Origin of the sequence: Metapseudomonas boanensis (genome assembly GCF_018704125.1) — a bacterium.
Classification (GTDB): Bacteria; Pseudomonadota; Gammaproteobacteria; order Pseudomonadales; family Pseudomonadaceae; genus Metapseudomonas; species Metapseudomonas boanensis.
The window spans coordinates 1-520 of sequence record NZ_JAGTIS010000065.1 but is presented as its reverse complement, the minus strand read 5'-3'; the positions used below and the strand labels follow the sequence as shown (position 1 = coordinate 520).

Annotated in this window: 1 protein-coding gene; it reads right to left on the bottom strand. The window is 51.7% G+C overall.

Annotated elements, in window-relative coordinates; all coding sequences use genetic code 11:
- Positions 1–106: 106 nt before the first annotated feature.
- Positions 107–316: a transposase gene (locus J7302_RS27005; protein ID WP_215381788.1), complete on the bottom strand. Its 210-nt coding sequence runs from the start codon at positions 314–316 to the stop codon at positions 107–109.
- Positions 317–520: the final 204 nt, after the last annotated feature.

Here is a 520-nt window from a genome sequence, read left to right as displayed (position 1 = left end):
GATCAGGAACAGCTCCTTGCGGGTCTGCTTGCGTTTGCCGGCGTACTCGGCGTCGGCGAAGGTCATTTGCTTCATCGAAAAACTCGGGCAACGGGATCGGCGTATTTCACCAGAAATAGGAAGTCTTATTCAGGGTTTCCTTAGGCTTCGACCATTTCACAGGTCTGCTTTCGAACCTACCAGGAGCAACTGCCTTTACCCATTTGCGGAAACCATGGGGCGAAACTCCGAGTCGTGCGGTAGTTTTCGGCGCTGAATAACCGCGCTCGACGATCTGACTGGTCGTCTCTGCCTTTAGCTGCGGTGTGAACCGCAGGGTGCTATCTACCTCCTTCGATGTTCAATAGATGGACCGGGGATGTATGACGTGACGGGTTAGTACTGGGCGATTCAGCGGGATGACAAAAAAGTTTCAATATAGTGTTGACGGCGCGTTTTGGATCCCTATAATGCGCACCTCTTCCGGCGCAGTCGCCAAGTAAAACTCCTTGAGATTCAATGAGTTAAGCTTGATAGACGA